Source organism: Sphingobium sp. AP49 (genome assembly GCF_000281715.2).
In the GTDB taxonomy this organism is placed as follows: Bacteria; Pseudomonadota; Alphaproteobacteria; order Sphingomonadales; family Sphingomonadaceae; genus Sphingobium.
In genome coordinates, this window is sequence record NZ_CP124576.1 from 3,357,372 (window position 1) to 3,372,969 (window position 15,598).

Sequence of the window (15,598 nt, forward strand, 5' to 3'; positions counted from 1 at the left end):
CCGCTTTAGCGCCGACGGAAGATCAGGGACAGATTATTTGCCGGCATCTCCACCTGCCGATCGAAGATCAGCGCTTCCGCATCGGCAGCGGCAATCACATCCTCCATCCGGCGCAGGCCCCAGCGCGGGTCGCGCGCCTTGAGCGAGGCGTCGAACGCCAGATTGCTGGGCGCGGTCTCCACGCCGTCACGCAGATAGGGGCCATAAAGATAGAGCAGGCCGCCCGGCGGCAGGATGCGCGCCGCGCCGGCCAACAACCCCAGCGTCGCCGCCCAGGGGCTGATATGCACCATGTTGATGCAGAGGACCGCATCGGTTGCATCGACCGGCCACGCGCCGGCGGCGTCCAGTTGCAACGGCGCGCGCAGGTTGGGCAGCGCCGCATCACTGCGCAGTGCCGCAATCGAAGCGAGGGCCGCCGGATCCGGGTCGGTCGGTTGCCAATCGAGCGCAGGGAAAGTGACAGCGAAGTGGACAGCATGTTCGCCGCTGCCGCTCGCCACTTCCAGTACCAGGCCGGTCGCGGGTAGTTCGTCCTGCAGGACCGCAACGATCGCATCCCGGTTGCGCATGGTCGCGGGGGCATGGCGGCGCGGGTCGGGGCCGGCTCCCTCCGGCGTCCAGGGGCCGTCGCTCATGCGGTTCAACCCTGGGTCGCGCTAACGGCGCGGGCCTGCATCAGCAAACGCCGGGCGCGCAGGAACATTTCCAGCCGCTGCATCGTCAGCACGCCCAGCGCGAAAGTGACCAGGATGTCGGTGACCAGCATCACCATGCCATGCCCCTGCCCGCCATAGCTGAGCGCCAGTGAGCGCGACGCGGCGCGCAGGGCGATAAGCGCAACGATGAACAGCATCGCGGCGGGCGATGTCGTCTGATTGAGCGCATGGGTCTGCGGGTCGACGCTGATCGCCATCATCCACCCGCGCGTCCAGCCGAGCGCCCCGCCCGCCAGCAGTGCCAGCGCACACCAGAGCCAGGCGAGACCATGGGGCGGCACATTCCACAAGATGACGGCCGCGACGCAGGCATAGATGGCCGGGATGATCCACAAGGTTTCCAGCCGCAAGCGGCGGGCACGGCCGACCTGCCGCAACCGCCAGGCCATGACCCCGCCGATGATGAGGGCGGTCAGAGCATAGCTGGACCAGGGCGAGGCGGCGTGAATGGTCATGCAAAAATCCTCCGTTTCCCGGTCCATAAAAGAAAGGGCGGTGGAGGTCATCCACCGCCCTTTCTTGAAGAGGCTTATTCGGCGGCGACCGCCAGATCCGGTTCGGACCAGGTCAGTACCGGCTTGCGCGCGGCCAGCGTCTCGTCAAGACGACGGCGCGGGGCATGATAGGGCGCGCCCTTGAGCAGTTCGTCGCCCTTCTTCGCCCGTTCCGCCAGGCTGCGCAGCGCCAGGATGAACTGGTCGAGCGCGGCCTTGCTCTCGGTCTCGGTCGGTTCGACCAGCATCGCACCATGGACGACCAGCGGGAAATACATGGTCATCGGGTGGAAGCCCTCGTCGATCAGCCCCTTGGCGATGTCGAGCGTGGTGAAGCCTTCGGCCAGACCCTTGTCGCTGAACAGCGCCTCATGCATGCACGGGCCGGCGGCGCCGAAGGGCGCGTCGAGCACGTCGTCGAGGCTGCGCAGAATGTAATTGGCGTTCAGCACCGCATCGCTCGCGACCTGACGCAGGCCGTCCGCACCGTGGCTGAGGATATAGGTCAGCGCGCGGGTGAACATGCCCATCTGGCCATGGAAGGCGACCATGCGGCCGAAGGTCTGGGCGTGATGATCCTCCGCCGTTTCCTCTTCGACCAGCACGAACTTGTCGCCCTGCTTTTCGACGAAGGGGAGCGGCGCGAAGGGCGTGAGCGCTTCCGACAGCACCACCGGACCCGAACCCGGACCACCACCGCCATGCGGGGTCGAGAAGGTCTTGTGCAGGTTGATGTGCATCGCGTCGACGCCCAGGTCGCCGGGGCGGACCCGGCCGACGATGGCGTTGAAGTTCGCGCCGTCGCAATAGACGAAGGCCCCGGCGGCATGGACCGCGTCGGAGATGGTCTTCATGTCGCGCTCGAACAGGCCGCAGGTGTTGGGGTTGGTGATCATCACCGCCGCAACATCGGGGCCGAGACGCGCCTTGAGCGCTTCCAGGTCCACGCGGCCATCCGGGGTCGCGGGAATATCCTCGACCTTGTAGCCGCAGAAGGCGGCCGTTGCCGGGTTGGTGCCATGGGCGCTTTCGGGCACCAGGATGACGCTGCGCGCGTCACCACGGGCTTCGAGCGCGGCGCGGATTGCCAGCAGGCCGCACAGTTCGCCATGCGCGCCCGCCTTGGGCGACATCGCGACCGAGTGCATGCCGGTCAGCGTCACCAGCCACCGGGCAAGTTCATGGATGACGGCCAGCGCACCCTGCACCGTCGACTGCGGCTGCAGCGGGTGGATGTCAGCGAAACCGGGCATCCGCGCGACCTTTTCGTTAAGGCGCGGGTTGTGCTTCATGGTGCAGCTGCCGAGCGGGAACAGGCCAAGATCGATGGCGTAGTTCTGGCGCGACAGGCGGGTGTAATGGCGCACCGTTTCCTGTTCCGACAGGCCGGGCAGGCCAATGCTGTCGGTGCGGGCGAGCGAACCGAGGCGGCTGGCGACCTTGGGCGCATCGGCGAAATCGACGCCTGTGGTGGCGGTCGAGCCGATCTCGAAGATCAGCGCTTCCTCCAGCATCAGCGCGCGATTGCCGGTGGCGGTTGCGGGCGCCATATGCTCTTCCTTGACGGCCTGCGGGGTGGTCGGGCGACCTTCCTTCAACATGGTCATGCCAGTTCCTCCTCAAGCGCTGCGGCAAGGGTTTCGATATCCTCCGGCGTGACCGTCTCGGTCACGGCGATGACCAGGCCGTTGCCGATGGCCGGCGCGTCGGGGAACAGGCGGCCGAGCGAGACGCCCGCCAATATGCCCTTGTCGGCAAGGTTGCGGACGACGTCGCGCGCATCCTTGGTCAGGACCAGCGTGAATTCGTTGAAGAAGCCGTCGTTGAGCAGCGTCACGCCGGGCACCTGGGCCAGACGATCGGCGGCCTGCACGGCAAGGCCGTGGTTCAGGGTCGCCAGCTCGCGCAGGCCCTTCTCGCCCAGCAGGGTCATGTGGATGCTGAACGCCAGCGCGCACAGACCCGAATTGGTGCAGATGTTCGACGTCGCCTTTTCGCGGCGGATATGCTGCTCGCGGGTGGAGAGCGTCAGCACGAAGCCGCGCTTGCCCGCAGCGTCCAGCGTCTCGCCGCACAGGCGGCCCGGCATCTGGCGGACATATTTCTGCTTGCAGCCGAAGAGGCCGAGATAGGGGCCGCCAAACTGCAGGCCGACGCCGATCGACTGGCCTTCGCCCACGACGATGTCGGCGCCCATAGCGCCCGGCGCCTTGATCGCACCCAGCGCCACCGGCTCCGTCACCACCGCGACCAGCAGCGCGCCGGCGGCGTTCGCGGCTTCGGCCAGCGGGGTCAGGTCGGCGATGCGGCCCAGAATGTCGGGATATTGCACGACGACGCAGGACGTGTCCTTGTCGATCGATGCGATCAGCGCGTCGATGTCGGTCGCGGCGTCCAGGGTCGGCGCCTGATGCACCAGCGCGTCGCCGGTGAACTTCGCCATGGTGTTGGCGACCGACACATAATGCGGGTGCAGGCCGGACGACAGCAGCGCCTTGCCGCGCTTGGTGATGCGGCGGGCCATGCCGATCGCTTCCCAGCAGGCGGTCGAGCCGTCATACATGGAGGCGTTGGCGACATCGACGCCCAGCAAGCGGGCGACCTGGGTCTGGAATTCGAACAGCACCTGCAGTGTGCCCTGCGCGATTTCCGGCTGATAGGGCGTGTAGGCGGTCAGGAACTCGCCGCGCTGGATCAGATGATCGACGCTGGCGGGCACATGATGCTTGTAGGCGCCGGCGCCCAGGAAGAAGGGCGCTTCCCCTGCCGACAGATTCTTGCGCGCGAGGGCGCCCATATGGCGCTCGACCGCCAGTTCACTGGCATGATCGGGCAGGCCGGCGATGGTGCCGGTCAGCCGGGCTTCGGCGGGCACGTCGATGAACAGGTCGTCGATCGTCTCGGCGCCGATGACCGACAGCATCTCCTGCCGGTCGGTGTCGGTAAGGGGTAGGTAGCGCATTCGGTTTTCTCCCCCCTCTCCCACAAGCCTCCCCTCCCGCATGCGGGAGGGGCCGGGGGAGGGTCTGTGAAGGAGATGGCGCGAACACCCCTCCCCTAACCCCTCCCGCATGCGGGAGGGGAACTCTTAGATTAAAGCGAGGCCACGAACTTCTTGTAGGCGGCTTCGTTCATCAGGCCTTCCAGCTCGCTGGTGTCGGCGATGCGCAGCTTGAAGAACCAGCCATCTTCCTCGGCGTCGCTGTTGACCAGCGCCGGCTCGTCTTCCAGCGCACCATTGGCTTCGACGACTTCGCCCGAGATCGGGGCATAGACGTCGGACGCGGCCTTGACCGATTCCACGACGGCGGCGTCGTCGCCCTTTTCGAAGGTCGTGCCTTCGGCAGGCAGTTCGACGAACACGATGTCGCCCAGTTGCTCCTGCGCATAGTCGGTGATGCCGACGGTGGCGATTTCGCCCTCGACGTCGATCCATTCATGTTCGTCGGTGAAATAGCGGCTCATGCTTGCTCTCCTCGAAAAGCGGTAATTCAGGCCTTGCGGCGATAACGATGGGGAACGAACGGCATCGGCGCAACCGCCGCTGCAATCCGCTTGCCGCGCACTTCGATCTCCAGCGCGCTGTCCAGCGCGGAATAAGGCAGGCTGACCCAGCCCATGGCGATCGGCGCGCCCACGCTCGGCGCGAAGCCGCCCGAGGTGACTTCGCCCACCAGCACGTCGCCGGCATAGATTTGCGCGCCTTCGCGGGCCGGCAGGCGGCCTTCGATCTTCAGGCCAACGCGCTTGGAACCGGGGCCTTCGGCCAGTTCCTTCATCACGCGACCATGGCCGATGAAGCCGCCTTCCTCGCGGCGGCGCTTCTGGATGGCAAAGCCCAGGTCCGCGCCGATCGTGCTGACGGCGGGCGACAGGTCATGGCCATAGAGCGGCAGGCCGGCTTCCAGGCGCAGGGAGTCGCGTGCGCCAAGGCCGATCGGCTTGACCTGCGGCAGTGCGCACAGCGCATCGGCCAGCAGCGCGACGGAATCGCCCGGCACGCTGATTTCAAAGCCATCTTCGCCGGTATAGCCCGAACGACTGATCCACAGCGGCACGCCGCGCCAAGTGAAGGGGCCGGACTGCATGAAGATGAGGTCGGCGGCTTCCGGAATGAGCGCGGCCATCGCCTCGCCCGCTTCCGGACCCTGCAGCGCCAGCAGTGCCTGGTCGGCCATATGGTTCATGGTGACGTCGTCGGGCAGATGTTCGATCATCCAGCCGATATCGTCATATTTGGTCGCGCCATTGACGACCATGTAGATCGCCGCGCCTTCGAACGCACCGTCGCCGGGGCGCGAGACCATCAGGTCGTCGAGGATGCCGCCTTCCGCGTCCAGCAGCATCGAATAGCGCTGGCGGAAGGGCTTCAGCCCCTTGATGTCGCTGGGCAGCAGGGTTTCGAGCGCCGCATCGACGCTGGCACCACCGGTCTCGTCGGAGAAAGTGAGCTGGCCCATATGGCTGACGTCGAACAGGCCGGCATGTTCGCGGGTCCAGCTATGTTCGGCCATGATGCCTTCATACTGGATCGGCATGTGATAGCCGGCAAAGCCGACCATGCGCGCGCCCTTGGCACGGTGCCAGGCGTCGAGCGGCAGGGCTTCGAGGGGCAGTTCCGCTTCGAGGGCGGCGACGTCGTCAATGGCGGTCATGGCAAGACCTTTCCGTAGGAGGGATGCGGCGACAGGCCAGCGCGGCCGACGAATCGGCGCTTCCGGCATGCCACCCCCTCTGTCACGGAACCTGAGAGCTTTGACCAGCGGCTTGGGGCCGGCTGGCTTACCCCTTCGGTGGGACGGCACGGGGCCATCCGCTTTCCAGAGTATCTACGCGCGATGCGGTCCTTTGGCCTGAGAGATTCCGGGGCGGTTGCTCCTTCGGCGACGGGCTCAAGCCTGAAAGGCGCCCATGCTCTCCCGCATCGTGCCCGCTGCCGAATCCTCGGCACCGGAGACGCCCCACGCATTTGCGCAAAGCGCGGGCGGCGTCAATCGGGCAAATGTCGCAGGGACGCAGGTTATGGCCGGATCAACCTTCCTCGCGCGCACGCCGCTGCGCCATCGCCAACGTCGCCGCCCGGCATTCCGATAGCGCCGCATCGGCCGCTTCGTCCGATAGGGTCAGCTCGGCAAAGCCCGCCTCTCCCTCGACCATCTCCAGGAAGCGGGTGACGCCGGCATAGTTGGAGTCCGCGACGGCGCGCTGGATGAGGTCGATCCGATCCGCCCAGGGCCGCGCGCCCTGTGCCCGCAACAGGCGGGAAAGATCATCAAGCTGGGCGGCAAAGGCCGCGATCTGGGGATGCAGTGTCATGGGCAGAGAGATAAAGCCCGCGCGACGACCGGACCAGCCGGCCGAATGCCAACGCAGCGTTTCCGTCGGGGTGGTTTCAGATGGATTGGTCCCCTTCTTATTCCGTCATGCCAGCGAAGGCTGGCATCCCACTATTTCTTGCCCCCTAACTCTCAAAGAAAAAGAGATCCCAGCCTACGCTGGGATGACGGATATGGGTGGGAAGCGGGCTGTCAGCTTTTAAAACGCTGATGCGTAAAGCTGCCATTGCCATGAACATCAGATTGTGGATGTTTGCTCCATGACTGCTGAATTCTGGATCGATGGAAGCACGGGCGAGATTCGCATCGGTGATCTTGCGTTATTGCAACCCAATCAGATGAAAGGTTCGATAGAGCCACTGGTAGCCGATTTGCTCGAAGGCTCGCGAGATTATGGCAATGGTTTTGAGTGGCTTTATCTTCGCGACCTGACGTTCGGCGGGCTGCCTGCGGGGCTTTCAATATGTTTCCATGACGGTCGCCTTGAGGAAGCATCATGGAGTGTCCGGCTACCAGATGCGCCAATGGAAGGTGGCTGGCCGACGCGGGAAGCCATCGATTGCGAGTTGTCGTTCGTTCACGAGACATTGGTTCGGGACATGAATATCCATGCGGGGCAGATGCCTTGGGGCGAGGTGTGGAGCAGCTTTGACGCCAAGGGCTTTATGGCAGCTAATGGGCTTCGCTACCGCGACGCGTAGCGTCCGTGAATGGTCGTCAGCGGCCAGAGCCCTGATCGCCCGTGCCCTTTCCTACTCCGGCTGTCTCTGATCTATCCTGCGCGATGGACCAGGCCCCTGCCCCTTTCTCCTTATCGCCCGCAAAGCTCCATCGGCGTCGCTTCGCTGTCGCCTGGCTGTCGCCTCATTGTCGCGTCGGTGTCGCGCGGGAGAGGCGTCATCCTCGCGTCGACATGACCCAGGTGGCGCGTCGCAGGCGCGTGGGCCGCGCAAACACGCCAGAATGCGCGTGCAACGACACTGTGAACTTTCAACTGTCGCGTCGAAGACGGCCGCTCGCGCCTAGACCAGTGCCCCGCAAATCTCGGCGTGGCGCTTTTCGGCATAGCGGTCGGTCATGCCGGCGATGAAGTCGGCGATGTGGCGGCTGCGGGTCGGTTCCTCCAGCGCGCATTCGTCGCGCCATTCGGGCGGCATCAGGGCGGGATCGGCCAGATAGGCGCGGAACAGGTCCATCACGATCACCCGTGCCCGGTCGGCCGCGGCGAGTTGCGAGGGGTGATGGTAGAGGGTCGCATACATGAAGCGCTTCAAGTCCCGCTCCTGCGCCGCCAGCTCCGGCGAGAAGGCGACCAGAGTCTGGCCAAGCGCGCGGACATCGGCGACCGTCTCCACCCCGGCGGCCGCGATATTGGCGCGGGTGGTGGTGAGCAGGTCATTGGCCATCACGCCAATCTGTTCGCGCACCAGTTCGCGCAGCAGCCGGTCGTGCGGCACATCGGGGTATCGCGCCGTCACCCGATCCCAGCAATGGCGCACCAGCGGCACGGTCAGCAGTTGCTCCAGGCTCAGCAGCCCGGCGCGCAGGCCATCGTCGATATCATGATTGTCATAGGCGATATCGTCGGACAGCGCCGCCAGCTGCGCCTCCAGCGAGGCGTGGCTGGCAAGGTCGAGCGGGAACATCGCGTCCAGCTCGCGCATCGCCCATCCGGGCTTCGTCACGGGGCCATTATGCTTGGCCAGCCCCTCCAGCATTTCCCAGCTGAGGTTCAGGCCACGAAAGCGCGGATAAGGCGAATCCAGCAGCATCAGCGTGCGCAGCGTGTGCGCATTATGATCGAAGCCGCCATGATCCTCCAGCGCCGCTTCCAGCGCATCCTCGCCGGCATGGCCGAAGGGCGGATGGCCGATATCATGGGCCAGGCACAGCGCCTCGGTCAGATCCTCGTTGAGGGCGAGCGTACGGGCAATGGCGCGGCCGATCTGCGCCACCTCCAGGCTGTGGGTCATGCGCACACGATAATGATCGCCGTCGGGCGACACGAACACCTGCGTCTTGTGCCGCAACCGGCGGAAGGAGATGGAGTGGATGATCCGGTCGCGATCGCGCTGAAATACGTCGCGCGGGCCACGCATCTCGCCGCCCGGCTCGGCATGGAGCCGGCCCCGGCTCTGGTCGGGTTGCGCGGCATAGGAAGCAGGCATCGTCATGCGAACCCTTTACTTGCTGCCCAGCCGCTCGACCACCTCGCCCGCGTCGCTCTGCCAGGCAAAGGCATCGGCGCCGGCCTTCTTGAGATCCGCCTCCACTGCCTTGGCACGGGTGAAGCTGGCAAACGGGCCGATCAGCAGGCGGGACGTCTGGCCCCAGCTGGCGCTCCAGCCATCCTGTGGCGCGACCGCGTCATATTTGCCCTGCAAGCGCTTGAAGGTGAAACCCAGCGCGCTCTTCTGGCCGGTGCCGATCTGCACCCAGTTGCGCGCGGGATTGGCGGCAAGCCGCTTCTTTTCTTCCGCTTCGGCCTTGGCCTTGGCATCGGCTTCCGCCTTGGCCTTGGCGACCGCCGCCTTCTTCGCCTTGTCAGCCTCCGCCTGGCGTGCGGCGCGGCGCGCCGCCTGCAACTTCTCGACCTCGGCCAGATCGACCGCGACGACGCTCGACTGGCGCTCGCTGTCGGGCACATCGATGGCGTGGATGATGTCGGCCAGGCTGCGGGTCGCCTCGGCGTTAGGCTGCGGCGCGCTGTCGGCGGCCTGCGGGGTAAATGCCGTCGCGACCGGGGGCTGCTGCGGCGACGTGGCCGCGGGCGAAGCAACCGGGGCAGCGGGCGGCGTCACGCCCGAAGCCTGGGCCAGTGCGCTGGCATTGAGCTGCGATGCTGTGCCGGGCTGGCCGGTGGTCGGGGCGGGTGCCGTCGAACGGGGTGCTGGCGCGCCGTCATCCAATGCGTCGAGGCCAGGCGCTGGCGGCCCCTGAACATCGCCCGCCGATGCACTGCGCACCGGAACCGCGGGCGGGCGAGCGTCGACCGACCCTTGCGGCAGCCGCTGCACCGTCTCGGTCGACCTTGCCGGCACCGGAGCAGGAGCCGGCGTCGATTGGGCGGTCCGCGCCTCGGCCGGGGCCGGAAGCGGCTGCTCCATGGTCGCGCGTGGCTGCGCCGTGCCGGTGCTCGGCTGCGGCGCACCATTTTGCGCGGCAGCAGCCTGCCGCTCGGCCGGAGACGCGATCGGTGCGCGGGCCAATGTCGCCCGGCTGGGCCGGGTATCGGACCGGCGTGCCCGGCGATCCGGCTTGCTCGGTGCGGCCGCGACCACGGCCGGCGCGGCCTCCCGCGACGCCAACTGGATGCCCGGGGCCGGTGGCGTCGGCACGATCGGCGTGATGCTGCTCGCAACCACCGTCGGGAAATGCCCGAAATGCACCGCCGCCGCCTTCTGCGCCGGGGTCAGATAAGGCATTTTCTGCATATAGGGCGTGATCGCGCTGGCCAACTGGGTCGGCATCGTCTGGTCAACGACCTTCTTCGCCTCGGCCTGGCGATTGTTCATCGCCAGGATGAAGGCATTATAGCGCCACGCCGCGCGGTCGCTCTTGTAGAGCAGCGGCTGCAATATCTTGTCGGCGGCCTCCACCTGTCCGGAAATACCGAGCGAAGCAGCATAGCGACGAGTCAATTCGGCATCGTCGGGCGCCGCCTTGAGCGCGGCCTGATAGTCGCGCTGCGCCCCGGCCTGGTCACCTGTCATGTCACGCGCCAGGCCGCGATCGTCAAGGATGCTCGCCTCCGGAAAGCCGAACCGCGTTGCCTGGTCAAACAGTCGGACCGCCTCGGCCGGATTCTGCATCTTCAGCATGACCCGGCCCAGACCCGCCTTGACCCGGCCATTATTGGGCTGGACCGCATCCGCACGGGCGAAGAAACCGGCCGCTGCGCGCGCGTCATCCAGCGACAGCGCCGCTTCGCCGGCGCCGATCAAAGCATTGATATCGCGCGGATTGGAGGCCAATCGGGACAAGTTGCTGTTGAGGTCCGCGGCGCCCGTGGGGCGGGCCAGTTGGCCCTGGTCAGATTGCGCCTGTGCGGTCGTCGCGAACAGCAGACCGCCGAGAATCCATAGATGAGAGCGTTTCACATCCGTCCCTTAGCGGATCGCGGCAGGAATGGGAAATTGCTGAAACGAAAAAGCGCGCCGGGTCGCCCGAAGCGACCGACAGCGCGCCTTTCTGCAGACGGCATCGGCAATTTGCCTGGGCCAAGGCCCAGGCACAAGCGCCGTTACTGGTTACTCTGGCGGTTGAGGAAGCGCGGGATATCGACCCCGGGCGTACCTTCGTCGGTGCCCGGTGCCTTTTCGCTGCCGCGGGTCAGACCGGCCATGCGCTCGAACAAGGTTCCCCCCGTGGCGACGCGCGGCGCGGGCTGGGCCGGGGCGGGTTCAGCCACCGTCGGTTCAGCAGCTTCGGCCCCCAGCAGCAGTTCGTCCTGCGACGGATCCTCGTCGGAGAAGACAGCAGCCGGCCGCGCCGGAGCGAAGGGCGCTGCGACAGAGGCAGGCGCAGCCGCAGGCGCCGCAAGCGGCGCCGGTGCAGGCGCTTCAGGCACGTCCAGTTCCAGCGCCTCGGGTTCAGAGGCCGGCGCCGGTGCCGGCGGCGCGACAGGTGCCGGTGCGGCCACGGGCGCAGAACGCTGCGCGGCCTGCGGCACCGAAACCGCCGGACGACTGGCAAAGCTGAACGGCTGGGTCAGCGGCGCGGCCTGGCTGCCGACATCATTGTCGATGCCGGTCGCGACCACGGACACGCGGATCTTGCCGTTGAGCTGGTCGTTGAAGGCCGAACCCCAGATGATGTTCGCGTCCGGATCGACCAGTTCGCGGATATGGTTGGCCGCCTCGTCGACTTCCATCAGGCGCATGTCCTCGCCACCGACGATCGACACGATCACGCCCTTGGCGCCGCGCATCGACACGCCGTCGAGCAGCGGGTTGGCGATCGCCTTTTCGGCGGCCTGGAGCGCACGGCCGTCGCCTTCGGCTTCGCCCGTGCCCATCATCGCCTTGCCCATCTCGCCCATCACCGAACGGACGTCGGCGAAGTCGAGGTTGATGAGGCCAGGCATGATCATCAGATCGGTGATCGAGCGCACGCCCTGCTGCAGCACCTCGTCCGCCATCTGGAACGCTTCCTTGAAGGTCGTGTTCGGGTTGGCGATCAGGAACAGATTCTGGTTCGGGATGACGATCAGCGTGTCGACATGCTTCTGCAGCTCGTCGATGCCGCTTTCCGCCGACTTCATGCGGCGATTGCCCTCGAAGGTGAAAGGCTTGGTCACGACGCCGACGGTCAGGATGCCCTTTTCGCGGGCCGCCTTGGCGATCACCGGCGCAGCGCCGGTGCCGGTACCGCCGCCCATGCCGGCGGTGATGAAGCACATATGGGCGCCTTCCAGCGCCTGCTCGACGGTGATGATCGTTTCTTCGGCAGCCGCGCGACCGATTTCGGGGCGCGAACCGGCGCCCAGCCCCTCGGTGATCTGCGGGCCAAGCTGGATGCGGCGTTCGGCCGGCGAGGCATTGAGCGCCTGCGCATCGGTGTTGGCGACGATGAAGTCGACGCCCTCGACGCTGGCCGCGATCATGTTCGCAATGGCGTTGCCGCCCGCACCGCCCACGCCGATTACCGCAATGCGTGGCTTCAATTCATCCACATGCGGCGGGCTGATCTCGATGCTCATATACTTTGCTCCCTCAGCTTCCTCGTCAGGAAGTGACAACCGTCATCAAATGTTAACACCAGAAAATAGAGTATTTCACCAGCTATTTTCGTTATCGTTCAAATTCACTCAGTAATTGGTCCGCATCGCTCGCATCATGCGCTGCCACCATTGCGGTGCCCCCAGACGATGCACGGTTTGCGGTGCGGGCGCCATCGCCCTTAGATCAACCGGGTTTGAAGCGCCGTAAAGCGCCAATCCCGCCAGCGTCGCGAAGGCCGGCCCACTATGCGCTTCGGGCATCGCTGACAAGCCGCGCGGCCGGCCGATGCGCACGGCACGCCCCAGCGCGCCCTGGGCATAGTCGGCAATCCCCTTCATTTCCGCCCCGCCACCGGTCAGCACCACCTGCCGCCCGGTGGGTGAATTAAAGCCCATGCCGGCCAGCGCCGCATTCACTTCGGTCATGATCTGGTTGAGCCGCTCGCAGATGACGCCGACCAGCGCCGCGCGCGTGATCTTGCCCCCTTCCGCGTTAGGGCCTGCGCTCTGTCCGGGAATGGCGACGTCGCCATGCGGCGTCGCAATCTCGATCATCTCGCGAAAGTCGCGGCGGTTCTGCATCGCCGAACCATAGAAGCATTTGATCCGTTCGGCCTGGCTACGACGAATGCCAAAGGCCGACGCGATGTCGTCGGTAATGTCCGACGCGCCGATCGGGATCGAATGCAGCCCTACCAACATGCCGCCGGCATAGAGCGAGACATTGGTCACGCCAGCGCCCAGCTCAACCAGCGCGACGCCCAGGTCACGTTCCTCTTCAGACAGGCAGGCGAGACCGGTTGCAATCGGCGAGGCGACGATCGAATTGACGTTGAGATAGGCACCGCGCACGCAAAGATCGAGATTGGCGAGCGGCGCCCCATCCGCCAGCACGACATGGATGTCGACGCCCAGCAGATCGGCATGCATGCCCAGCGGCTTCTTCACCGGTACCTTGCCGTTGATGGTGAAACAGGTCGGCTGGGCATGGAGCACGATGCGGCCGTCCGGATCAATTCCCTGCTGACCGGTGGTAAGGAGATCGTCGATATCGGCCTGCTCGACACGATAGCCGCCCATGTCGCGCTCGACGGTGACGACGTCGCTGACCAGGCTACCGCCCGAGAAGCTGACCCAGACATCCTCGATATTGGTGCCGGCAACGCGCTCGGCCTGTTCCACCGTCTCGCGCACGGCCAGTTCGGTGCGCTCCATGTCGGCGATGAAGCCGCGGCGCACGCCCCGGCTCTCGCGCTGGCCGGTACCCAGGATCGCCAGCTCACCCGTATCGGTGCGTCCCGCGATCAACGCGGACACTTTCCACGACCCGATATCGATCGCGGTGATGAGCTTTTCGACCTTGGGCTGTGCCATGACTTAGCCTTCCTCACCTTCGGCGGGTGCACTCGCGGTCTTTGCGGCCGTGGCGTCCGCGCCGGCCGGCTTGTCGCTGGCCTGCCCTTGTGGCAGGCGCAGTACGAAACGATCAGGATCGCGCATGTCGAACTTGACGATGCCACGGCCGAGCAGACGATTGACGCCGTCCATCCGCGCGAAGTTCACCAGCGCCGCCGCCGAGCTTTGCTCGCCTTCGGGCAGCGACAGCGTCTCCCCCGACTGAAAGCGCAAATCCCAGCGCCGGTTCCCGACCCAGGTCGCGCCGGCCAACATGGGCTTGAGCGCCGGCGCATTTTCCATCAACTTGTTGAGGCCCGCCGTCTGCAGATTGGCGCTGGGGCCAACGACGAGCGGCAAATCGGGCATGGCGCCGGCGGACACCGCCTGCAGCACGACCCCCTGCACATCGATCAGGTGCAACTGCCCCTCATGCTGCCAAACGGCGACGGGATCGCGCTCGACGATATCGACCACCAGCGTGTCGGGCAAACGACGCGAGATACGCGCATCCTTGACCCACCCCAGCTTCAGCATTTCCTGGCGGACCTTGGGCAGATCAAGCGAGAGCATCGAACGGTCGACCTGGCCGAGCGCGATATTATAGACCGGCATCTCGTCCATGCGCTCGACGCCGCGCACCTCGACCTTCTCGACCTCGAAGCCGGCCCGCGCGGCCAGGTTCGCCGCCTGCTGGCGGGCCATTTGCGGCAGGCCCAGAAAGATGGCGATCGCGATCAATATGCCGCCGAAGATCGCGAAGATCGCCCATGTCGCCATCTTCTGCAGCGTCGCATCGCTGACCGGCAGCATTTCAAGCAGTCGATCGAACCAGGATTGGCGCTTGAGCTGACGCCCCCGGCCCGCCCCGTTTTTGGCGCGCACCTTGCCCCGCGCGGTACTCAACCGCGCCGTGCCGCCGCGTCGGATCCGTGCCTCAGCCATCATTTGCCCCCTTCAACGCATCCTCGACGATGCGCTCCACCAATTCGGCATAATCGATGCCCAGCTTTTTCGCCTGTTCCGGCACCAGGCTCAAGGGGGTCATGCCCGGCTGGGTATTGACCTCCAGCAGGAACAGACCCTCGATACCCTGGCTGTCGTCCCAGCGGAAGTCGGAGCGCGACGCGCCCTTGCAGCCGAGCAGCTGGTGCGCCTGGAGCGCGATCGCCTTGCATGCCTGCGTGATCTCGTCCGGTATCTCCGCCGGGCAGACATGTTCGGTCATGCCGTCGGTATATTTGGCGTCGAAATCATAGAAGCCGCTCTTGGGGCGCAGCTCGGTGACGAGCAGCGCCTCATCGCCCAGCACGGCGGTGGTCAGCTCGCGCCCGCGAATATAGGGTTCGGCCAGAAGCTCGGGAAATTCCTGCCATGGGCCGACGCTGTCGCGCGCGATGGGATTGCCATAATTGCCCTCGGCCGTGACGATCGCCACGCCGACCGAGCTGCCCTCATTGACGGGCTTCAGAACATAGGGGCGCGGCAGCGGATCGCCGGCATACAGGCTCTCGCTCGTCACGATATGGCCGCCGGGCATGGGGATGCCGTGCGGCACCAGCGCCTGCTTGGTCAGCTGCTTGTCGATCGCGATGACCGATGTGGCAAGGCCGCTATGGGTGTAGGTGAGCCCCATCAGGTCCATCATGCCCTGCACCGTGCCATCCTCGCCCGGCACGCCATGCAGCGCGTTGAACACCACATCCGCCTTGGTCTCGGCCAGGCGCGCGGCGACGTCGCGATCCATGTCGATCCGCGTGACCCGATGCCCGCGCGATTCCAGTGCCTTGGCCACGCCCTCGCCGCTCGACAGCGACACCGGCCGCTCCGCCGACCAGCCGCCCATCAGAACGGCGACATGCCAGGGACCACGGCTCATGCGTAACACTCCAGATACATCGTCATGCCAGCGAAGGCTGGCATCTCACTGCC

At 65.9% G+C, this 15,598-nt stretch carries 14 protein-coding genes and 1 riboswitch; of the genes, 1 reads left to right on the forward strand and 13 read right to left on the reverse strand.

What is annotated here, in order from left to right; all coding sequences use genetic code 11:
* Positions 1-5: 5 nt before the first annotated feature.
* The 7 genes from PMI04_RS16000 to PMI04_RS16030 form a co-directional block, all read right to left on the reverse strand.
* Positions 6-638 (reverse strand): DUF938 domain-containing protein, encoded by a 633-nt coding sequence (locus PMI04_RS16000; RefSeq protein WP_007711613.1) that lies wholly within the window; start codon positions 636-638, stop codon positions 6-8.
* A 5-nt stretch (positions 639-643) separates the two neighbouring features.
* Positions 644-1,174: a CcdC protein domain-containing protein gene (locus PMI04_RS16005; protein ID WP_007711614.1), complete on the reverse strand. Its 531-nt coding sequence runs from the start codon at positions 1,172-1,174 to the stop codon at positions 644-646.
* 74 nt (positions 1,175-1,248) lie between these two features.
* Complete coding sequence (gene gcvPB, locus PMI04_RS16010) at positions 1,249-2,820, reverse strand: aminomethyl-transferring glycine dehydrogenase subunit GcvPB (RefSeq protein WP_007711615.1); 1,572 nt, start codon at positions 2,818-2,820, stop codon at positions 1,249-1,251.
* Positions 2,817-4,175: an aminomethyl-transferring glycine dehydrogenase subunit GcvPA gene (gene gcvPA / locus PMI04_RS16015; protein ID WP_007711621.1), complete on the reverse strand. Its 1,359-nt coding sequence runs from the start codon at positions 4,173-4,175 to the stop codon at positions 2,817-2,819. The genes gcvPB and gcvPA overlap by 4 nt, the downstream gene beginning before the upstream one ends.
* Before the next feature lie 131 nt (positions 4,176-4,306).
* Positions 4,307-4,678 (reverse strand): glycine cleavage system protein GcvH, encoded by a 372-nt coding sequence (gene gcvH / locus PMI04_RS16020; protein WP_007711623.1) that lies wholly within the window; start codon positions 4,676-4,678, stop codon positions 4,307-4,309.
* Positions 4,679-4,704: 26 nt separating this feature from the next.
* The gene (gene gcvT, locus PMI04_RS16025; RefSeq protein ID WP_037486738.1) at positions 4,705-5,868 is read right to left on the reverse strand and encodes a glycine cleavage system aminomethyltransferase GcvT; all 1,164 of its coding nucleotides are present in this window, start codon (positions 5,866-5,868) and stop codon (positions 4,705-4,707) included.
* Positions 5,869-6,044: 176 nt separating this feature from the next.
* Positions 6,045-6,145: riboswitch (glycine riboswitch) on the reverse strand.
* A gap of 99 nt (positions 6,146-6,244) precedes the next feature.
* Positions 6,245-6,529, reverse strand: coding sequence for a hypothetical protein (locus tag PMI04_RS16030; protein WP_007711627.1), 285 nt, complete (start codon positions 6,527-6,529; stop codon positions 6,245-6,247).
* A 280-nt stretch (positions 6,530-6,809) separates the two neighbouring features.
* On the opposite strand from PMI04_RS16030, the gene PMI04_RS16035 reads away from it, so the two are divergent.
* On the forward strand, positions 6,810-7,250 hold the full coding sequence (locus PMI04_RS16035; protein ID WP_007711631.1) for a hypothetical protein: 441 nt from the start codon (positions 6,810-6,812) through the stop codon (positions 7,248-7,250).
* A gap of 321 nt (positions 7,251-7,571) precedes the next feature.
* Here the strand turns inward: PMI04_RS16035 and PMI04_RS16040 are convergent, their stop codons facing one another.
* The 6 genes from PMI04_RS16040 to PMI04_RS16065 all read right to left on the reverse strand — a co-directional run bounded on the left by PMI04_RS16040 (position 7,572) and on the right by PMI04_RS16065 (position 15,545).
* Entirely contained in the window at positions 7,572-8,723 is a 1,152-nt protein-coding gene (locus PMI04_RS16040; protein ID WP_007711632.1) for a deoxyguanosinetriphosphate triphosphohydrolase, read from the reverse strand.
* Positions 8,724-8,732: 9 nt separating this feature from the next.
* A complete protein-coding gene (locus PMI04_RS16045) occupies positions 8,733-10,649 on the reverse strand; it encodes a tetratricopeptide repeat protein (RefSeq protein ID WP_007711633.1) in 1,917 nt (638 codons plus the stop codon).
* Positions 10,650-10,792: 143 nt separating this feature from the next.
* Positions 10,793-12,250, reverse strand: a complete 1,458-nt coding sequence (ftsZ, locus tag PMI04_RS16050) for a cell division protein FtsZ (RefSeq protein WP_007711634.1) — start codon at positions 12,248-12,250, stop codon at positions 10,793-10,795.
* 108 nt (positions 12,251-12,358) lie between these two features.
* Positions 12,359-13,645: a cell division protein FtsA gene (gene ftsA / locus PMI04_RS16055; protein ID WP_007711635.1), complete on the reverse strand. Its 1,287-nt coding sequence runs from the start codon at positions 13,643-13,645 to the stop codon at positions 12,359-12,361.
* A 3-nt stretch (positions 13,646-13,648) separates the two neighbouring features.
* A complete protein-coding gene (locus PMI04_RS16060) occupies positions 13,649-14,611 on the reverse strand; it encodes a cell division protein FtsQ/DivIB (RefSeq protein WP_007711636.1) in 963 nt (320 codons plus the stop codon).
* Complete coding sequence (locus tag PMI04_RS16065; protein WP_007711637.1) at positions 14,604-15,545, reverse strand: D-alanine--D-alanine ligase; 942 nt, start codon at positions 15,543-15,545, stop codon at positions 14,604-14,606. Before PMI04_RS16065 ends, PMI04_RS16060 begins: the two co-directional genes overlap by 8 nt.
* Between the last annotated feature and the right edge of the window lie 53 nt (positions 15,546-15,598).